Source organism: Bacillus cereus, from assembly GCF_002561295.1.
GTDB classification, from domain to species: Bacteria; Bacillota; Bacilli; order Bacillales; family Bacillaceae_G; genus Bacillus_A; species Bacillus_A cereus_S.
Genome location: NZ_NTUG01000005.1, coordinates 471139 through 478065 on the forward strand (window position 1 = coordinate 471139; position 6927 = coordinate 478065).

Here is a 6927-nt window from a genome sequence, read left to right on the forward strand (position 1 = left end):
ATTTTACTTACATAAATAAAAAACGTTTTGTCCTTAATTTTGTATCAAGAACAAAACGGAATGTTAGTCCCCATCTATCTCATCGCTCCTCTACCCAATTCATAACCTGTTTATTTATTTTATCGTATTGAAATTTCACTTTATAAGGGCGATTTTGTTTCGTCGTACACTGCAATGTAACAAATATAACTTCATTTTCAAATACATAGTTCCCACTCGCTTCACCATTTTTATATTGAAATGAAAATACATCATTTTGTTCTTTTCCCAGCAAATCTTTCTTTATAGAAGAAACTGCCTGATCTATAATCTCTTCCAACAAAAATTTTTGTTGCACCTCTTTATAAAACCTTTGATCAGATTGCAACATATTTATTTCGTATAGAAAAAATGAAAACAGTAAGAAAAGAAGAATTAATGTTCCGGGCATCGCAAAGCCACCCTGTTTTCTCATGTCCTCAACTCAATAGGTGTGTAACGCGTTGCGACACCTTGATACTTTTTACCACTTATATCTTGTGCATGTATAGTTAATACATGCGGTGTTACCTCATAAGAAAGCGAACTTACCTTTTGTAATGTAATCTCCATCCCTAACGTGTTTACTTTTCTCACGATATTATTTCCTAACAATTCATATGTTACATTCGCTCCGTTACCCATTCGAAGAAAGAGTGAGTCCTCTTTATTTTCTAACTTTATATCCTTTCCCATTTGACTCTCTCTAAATTCTAATTGTACTTGTTCCATGAATACATCCCATTCCCAACTATTTATTTGCTTAGAGTGCGGTTTCTCGATAAACAAACTGTGGAAGCGTGGTACAAGAAGAAAGAAAACGGATAAAAACAATACACATAACAGCATCTCTAGTAACGTAAATCCCGCTTCTCCCTTTTTACTGTTGAACATAACGACATTGTTCCATTCTTTTTTGTTTAACGTCTTTCCAAATTGTACAAACCGCTTCTTCTTTCCAATGCGTCCAGTATACAACTCCATCTATAATCTCCTCTTTTTGCTGCTTTGGTCGATTTTGATACATATACAACGCTGCTTCCCTTTTCAACAATACATGTGCTTTATAGCGAATTTGAATATTTTTCCTTTCTTGCATAATAAGAAGTGTTTGCGGAAGCAAGAGTGATACAGCCATCATTAATAAACTTAGTGATACAAGCATCTCGAGCATAACCGATCCTTTTTGACACTTCACGATACATAAATCTCCCTCTTCCAAGCTGAAATACAATTTCATAAGTACGCGAGCGATAAGAAAGTAGAATTGTACCAGCTTTGTTTATATTCCCATTTGCGTTATAGGTCATTGGATTTGGAAAAGTATTTAAATCAATCTTTATATCACGGTCGTATTCCCGAATAAAAAGGGACCGTTTATCACCAGATTCCCAAATGCTATACATATATTTTTCAGGATTCCATCGTAACATATGAAGATTCCGGCGGTTTATAGCTAATTGCTGCATATGCAATATATCTTGTGAAAATTGTTTTAAAAAATATTCAACTTTTTGCCTTTCATATAATGGTGCTACATTGAAATAAGTGACCACACTCAATATTGAAATGATGGATAGAACGAGAAGCATCTCTAAAAATGTAAACCCTTTTTGTTTCACGATTTTTTAGCTACGGATACTGCGCCATCATCACTTGAAATACTAATCGGCTCTCCTTTTGGACACGTTGCAGAAGTAATGTACTTGCCGTCCACTAATTCCTCGATAGTCGGTATTTTATTATGTTGTAATTGATAAGCCTGTACTTGCGATTCAACCGATTTCACATAAGCATCACAACCTTTTCCTTGCACGGAAGATCGTTGCGTAATAACATTTGGAATAATGAGTAACAGCAATACTGAAATAACAACCATCACTAATAACATTTCTAAAAGTGTAAATCCTTTTTCATTCTTCATTACAGCTACCTCCTAAATAGAATTCATCATTTGAAACATTGGCATAATCATCGCTAAATACATAAGAACAACAATTATGCCAATACATGTAAACAAAACTGGTTGAATAACGATTAAGATACGTTGAATCTTTCCTTCCATTTTTTCAATCGTTAATTCGCTATAATCTCCTAATTCTGTCGCTAAGCTTCCATTTGCCTGTCCATGTGCAATAACGTAAGACAGTTCACGCTCATAATAATTGCTCTTCATAATAATAGAATCTAACTGTTCTCCCGCAATTAATAATGCTTCAATCCGAGCAGCTTCACATTGAAAGAACGGATGATGTTTTTGTTCAATCATTAATGTTAAAGCTTCAAGTACCGATAATCCTCCTTGCAATAAGCCACTTAATTGAACAGAGAAATAATGAGAATTTGTTAAAATAAGAAATGTTTTTATGAGAGGAATACGTACCATAATGCTTACCCTTTGAATGGGAGGAAGCTTTCGAAGATACAATACATATACGCATACTCCAAATGCAACGATAAGAAAGAAAGCACCGATTACATATGGGAGCATTTGAATAAAGGACATAATGTGATCAGTAAAAGAAGCGGAAGTTGCACGTAAAGAGCTATACAACGTCTCAAATTGAGGAAGCAAAACAAGGTTGAATACAGTAAGAATTCCTAGTAAAAAAAGAGATAAAAAAAGCGGATAACGAAGAACTTTCATCATATCCTTTTGATACTTATCCTTCCTATGGAGGAGTACACTTCCTTGTTTTAAAGCAAAAGAAACATCACCGTGTTGTTGTGCATAAAATAGATAACTTAACACATCTGGATGAAACAGCATTTGATGAAAAGCATCATGTAAGCTTTGCCCATTTTTTAATTCTCCGGTAATATGCTGCAGTTGTAACTGTTTGGCAGAGGATAATTGAAACTGTAAAAATTCTAGCGCCTGCAAGAGAGAATATCCTTTTTCTAACAATTCCCCGAGCCTTCTTAATAACAAAACTTGCTCATGTAATCGCCATCCCTTCCGTTCAAACATAGACATCCTCTTCTAAAAAACCTAAGGCATACCCTTTTCTTACACATGATTGCAACGTTTCATAATGATAGGTTACACGCTCTCCATTTGCTTCACGAATCGCTTGTTTCAATTCATGGCCATATAACAACTCATAAATGCTAGCTTGCCGCACTTGCCTCATCGCTTTACATAGCGGCGAACATTTCCCTTTACAAAATGGACACTTCAATTCAACAAGACGTTGCGCTGCCACCGCAAGTAATGATTGCTCAATTTCTTGCTTTGTAATTCCATAGTCCATCAAACGTAATACAGCTCCTTTGGCATCGTTTGTATGCAGTGTTGTCATCACTAAATGCCCTGTTAAACTTGCACGCACAGCTACTTTCGCTGTTTCCTCATCACGAATTTCACCAACTAAAATAATATCAGGGTCATGGCGCAAAATAGCTTTTAAACCTGTTGTATACGTGATACCTGCTTTTTCATTAATTTGAATCTGTAGTAAACCGTCCTTTCTCTTTTCAATCGGATCCTCAAGTGTAACAATACGACGCGTTTGTCCCTTTTTCGCTACCTCTAATAAGGCATACATTGTCGTTGTTTTTCCAGATCCTGTTGGCCCAGTAAACACGAGTAATCCATGAGAATGATGTAAAAAAGAAAGTAGTCTTCTTGCTGAGCTTGGAAATAATGAAAGATGGGAAAGTGGCTGCACCGAAGCTTGCAAGTGCAAACGAATAACGAGGCTTTCTAAAAATACGGTTGGTAATGTAGAAAGCCTCAAGTGCACTTCTTGTCCTTCAATTTGCAAATACAACGATCCATTTTGCGGCTTACGCCTTTCTCCTATATCCATAGATGCTAAAAATTTAAAATGCGAAACAAGCCTTTCTCCAAATTCTTTTCTAATACAATGCTTTGTTACCAAATCTTTTCCAATGCGTAATTGTATAACTGCATCCTCTTGCCGCGGCACGATATGCAAATCGGATGCTTGTAATACACATGCCTCTTTCATAATTGCATTGGCAAAATGCTCAACACCATTCATCGTTATCCCTCCTCACTATGTATATATCATGAAGAGATACGTAAGAAAAATCGTAACTTTCACGTTTTTCTCTTTACAAAAAGGAAAAATTTGTTTGTGAAATTATGAACAATTTCTGAATTATTGACTAAAATTACCTATATGCAACTTTATCTGTATTATAATGTTAATATCTTGGATAAAGTGATAAAGGTGGAGATCCTCATGGAACAAGCTTTAAAAATTACAGGTGTACTATCTGATCCGACTCGTTATTATATTTATAAATATATTTCTCAAAAACACAGCTACGTAACTGTACAAGAAATTGCAGATGAATTTAATATCCATCCAAACGTAGCACGTCTACATTTATCAAAATTAGAAGATGTTAATATGCTGAAATCTGAAACAAAGAAAACAGGAAAAGGCGGGAGACCAAGCAGATTATACGTATTATCTGAAGACTTAATTCAACTGCAATTCCCGTTTCGCGATTATCAATTATTAGCAAAAATTGCTTTTAACTCTTTACTTAGCCTAGGCGCAGCCGGTGAAAAAGCACTATATGAAACAGGTAAACAATTTGGTAAAGAATTAATGGAACAACATATGAAACGTTTAAATATGAATGAAGATTCGTTAACATTAGAACACAAAGTTCAAATTGCAAAAGAGGCATTATCAACTGCCGGCTTATCCCCTTCATTTGAATTAAGCACAGATGGCACACAAATTTTCTATGATGTGTACAATTGCCCATTTAAAGAAGTGGCGGTTCATCACCCTGACGAAATTTGCAATATGCACAGTGATATGATGAAAGGGATTTTTGAAATCCTATTCCCCAACATGGAATTAACACGACATGATAACTTATTAGACGGATGTAAATCTTGCAACTACAAAGTTCATCTATAAGGTGAAACTTTCAACAGCCCTCACAAATCGGAGTTTTACGGGCTGTTGATCCCCTGCTTAACTTGTTTTCATATAGAAATGTGTCAAAAAGAAGTCAATTGTATTTGGCTTCTTTTCTTTTTTCGCAAATATTTACAATAGTAAGAAAAATAAACTATAATGAAGAGAGGTTTACTTTTTTTAGAAAGGGAGGGGAATTGCATGGAGCGCATGTTTCGCGTTCTCGGCTTTTGGACTGGAATTTTCTCAGTTATGTTTTACTTAGGGGATATGTATGCAACTGCACTATTATTTTTAGGACAAACAGGATTCTTCGTACTTTTAAGTTATTTAAAATTAACAGAGCGTATGTATATATACGTATTTGGGGCATATTTAACTGTTTTCTTCATTGGATTTACATACTATACAACATTCCTACTTGTCCCTGGGGCTGGGCATTAAAAAGATGGCAATTGCCATCTTTTTTTATTTTTTTAATTACCTAGTTGACTTATATGTTTTGTTTGAATATAGTTTATATAACAGATTGGAATTAGGGGGAATCATCATGAATACACTGTTAGTCGGGATTAACATTGCGGTCATGCTTATATTAGTCGGCATTTTATATTATATGCAGCGCAAGCATGTATCTTTTAATAAACGCGTATTTACTGCTTTAGGAGTCGGAATTACATTCGGTCTTATCTTACAACTTATCTATGAACCTACTTCTCAAGTAATTATCGATTCAAATAACTGGTTTAGCATAATTGGTAGCGGCTATGTAAAACTGCTACAAATGATCGTTATGCCACTGATTTTAGTATCTATTATCTCAGCATTTACAAAGTTAAAATTAACAAAAAACCTTGGTAAAATCAGCGGACTTATTATCGGAATTTTAATTCTTACAACTGGTATTGCTGCAGCAGTCGGAATCGCATCAAGTGTAGGATTCGACGTACAAGCAACTGGTTTACAACAAGGTGATGCAGAAACTGCTCGATTGAAATTGGTGGAAGAAAAATTTAGTTCTATTGAACAAACACCTATTCCACAAAAATTACTGGAATTATTACCTACAAATCCATTTCTTGATTTAACAGGTGCACGTCCAACATCAACAATCTCTGTTGTAATCTTTGCAGCGTTCATTGGAATTGCCTTTATCGGTGTGAAACGAAAGTATCCAGAACAAGCAGAGTTATTTAAGAAAATGCTTGATGCTGTCTATGCGATTGTAATGCGTATGGTAACGTTAATTTTACGCCTTACTCCATACGGTGTACTAGCTCTTATGACAAAAACAGTTGCTGGTAGTGATGTAAGTGCCATTTTAAAACTTGGTAACTTTGTTCTAGCATCTTATGTAGCACTTATCGTAATGTTTATCATTCACTTATTGTTAATTGCTTTATCTGGTTTGAATCCAATTCAATATTTGAAAAAAGTATTCCCAGTTTTAACATTTGCTTTCACTTCTCGCTCTAGTGCAGGTGCAATGCCATTAAATATTGAAGCTCAAAAAGAAAAACTTGGTGTTTCAGAAGGAATCGCAAACTTCGCTGCTTCCTTCGGGGTATCTATCGGTCAAAACGGTTGCGCAGGTATTTATCCAGCTATGCTCGCAATGATGGTCGCTCCAACAGTAGGAATCGATCCATTACAACCGCAGTTTATTTTAACTTTAATCGCTGTTGTGGCGATTAGCTCATTCGGTGTTGCCGGAGTTGGTGGCGGAGCAACATTCGCAGCATTAATCGTACTTTCAACAATGAACTTACCAATCGGTATTGTCGCTCTTGTTATCTCTGTTGAACCATTAATCGATATGGGTCGTACAGCGCTTAACGTAAGCGGATCAATGACTGCAGGCCTTATTTCTAGTAAATGGCTTGGTGAATTAGATCATGATACGTATAATCAAAATGATGTAAAAAATGAGGAAGCTGCTTCATAAGAAGTGACCTTCATAAAAAAAAGGAATGCTAATTGATTAATCTGTACCCTTTGTAAA

At 35.4% G+C, this 6927-nt stretch carries 9 protein-coding genes and 1 pseudogene; 3 read left to right on the forward strand and 7 right to left on the reverse strand.

Going from position 1 to position 6927, the window contains the following annotated elements; translation table 11 throughout:
* Positions 1-79: 79 nt before the first annotated feature.
* The 7 genes and pseudogenes from comGG to comGA all read right to left on the reverse strand — a co-directional run bounded on the left by comGG (position 80) and on the right by comGA (position 4025).
* Complete coding sequence (comGG, locus tag CN373_RS06010) at positions 80-454, reverse strand: competence type IV pilus minor pilin ComGG (protein ID WP_098358951.1); 375 nt, start codon at positions 452-454, stop codon at positions 80-82.
* Positions 451-912, reverse strand: coding sequence for a competence type IV pilus minor pilin ComGF (gene comGF, locus CN373_RS06015; RefSeq protein ID WP_165770975.1), 462 nt, complete (start codon positions 910-912; stop codon positions 451-453). The genes comGG and comGF overlap by 4 nt, the downstream gene beginning before the upstream one ends.
* Entirely contained in the window at positions 899-1216 is a 318-nt protein-coding gene (comGE, locus tag CN373_RS25800) for a competence type IV pilus minor pilin ComGE (protein ID WP_240519103.1), read from the reverse strand. The genes comGF and comGE overlap by 14 nt, the downstream gene beginning before the upstream one ends.
* Positions 1197-1640: pseudogene (gene comGD / locus CN373_RS06020) on the reverse strand (competence type IV pilus minor pilin ComGD); the annotation flags it as partial. The pseudogene comGD and the gene comGE, both read right to left, overlap by 20 nt.
* Complete coding sequence (comGC, locus tag CN373_RS06025) at positions 1637-1942, reverse strand: competence type IV pilus major pilin ComGC (protein ID WP_098358953.1); 306 nt, start codon at positions 1940-1942, stop codon at positions 1637-1639. The pseudogene comGD and the gene comGC, both read right to left, overlap by 4 nt.
* A 12-nt stretch (positions 1943-1954) precedes the next feature.
* The gene (comGB, locus tag CN373_RS06030) at positions 1955-2995 is read right to left on the reverse strand and encodes a competence type IV pilus assembly protein ComGB (RefSeq protein WP_276307606.1); all 1041 of its coding nucleotides are present in this window, start codon (positions 2993-2995) and stop codon (positions 1955-1957) included.
* Positions 2982-4025, reverse strand: a complete 1044-nt coding sequence (gene comGA, locus CN373_RS06035) for a competence type IV pilus ATPase ComGA (protein WP_001014658.1) — start codon at positions 4023-4025, stop codon at positions 2982-2984. Before comGA ends, comGB begins: the two co-directional genes overlap by 14 nt.
* A 204-nt stretch (positions 4026-4229) precedes the next feature.
* Between comGA and CN373_RS06040 the strand changes: the two genes are divergently transcribed.
* The 3 genes from CN373_RS06040 (at position 4230) to CN373_RS06050 (ending at position 6870) form a co-directional block, all read left to right on the forward strand.
* Positions 4230-4925, forward strand: a complete 696-nt coding sequence (locus tag CN373_RS06040; protein ID WP_000434133.1) for a helix-turn-helix transcriptional regulator — start codon at positions 4230-4232, stop codon at positions 4923-4925.
* 201 nt (positions 4926-5126) lie between these two features.
* Positions 5127-5369 carry a DUF2626 domain-containing protein gene (locus CN373_RS06045; RefSeq protein WP_000440707.1) on the forward strand — a complete coding sequence of 81 codons (243 nt, stop codon included), beginning with the start codon at positions 5127-5129 and terminating at the stop codon, positions 5367-5369.
* An 85-nt stretch (positions 5370-5454) separates the two neighbouring features.
* Entirely contained in the window at positions 5455-6870 is a 1416-nt protein-coding gene (locus CN373_RS06050; protein ID WP_272952308.1) for an L-cystine transporter, read from the forward strand.
* Positions 6871-6927: the final 57 nt, after the last annotated feature.

Excerpts from the sequence above, each read along its gene's own strand:
- comGA (WP_001014658.1), bottom strand. The coding sequence starts at position 4,025 with ATGAATGGTGTTGAGCATTTTGCCAATGCAATTATGAAAGAGGCATGT.
- CN373_RS06040 (WP_000434133.1), top strand. The coding sequence starts at position 4,230 with ATGGAACAAGCTTTAAAAATTACAGGTGTACTATCTGATCCGACTCGT.
- CN373_RS06045 (WP_000440707.1), top strand. The coding sequence starts at position 5,127 with ATGGAGCGCATGTTTCGCGTTCTCGGCTTTTGGACTGGAATTTTCTCA.
- comGG (WP_098358951.1), bottom strand. The coding sequence starts at position 454 with ATGAGAAAACAGGGTGGCTTTGCGATGCCCGGAACATTAATTCTTCTT.
- comGC (WP_098358953.1), bottom strand. The coding sequence starts at position 1,942 with ATGAAGAATGAAAAAGGATTTACACTTTTAGAAATGTTATTAGTGATG.
- comGB (WP_276307606.1), bottom strand. The coding sequence starts at position 2,995 with ATGTCTATGTTTGAACGGAAGGGATGGCGATTACATGAGCAAGTTTTG.
- comGF (WP_165770975.1), bottom strand. The coding sequence starts at position 912 with ATGTTCAACAGTAAAAAGGGAGAAGCGGGATTTACGTTACTAGAGATG.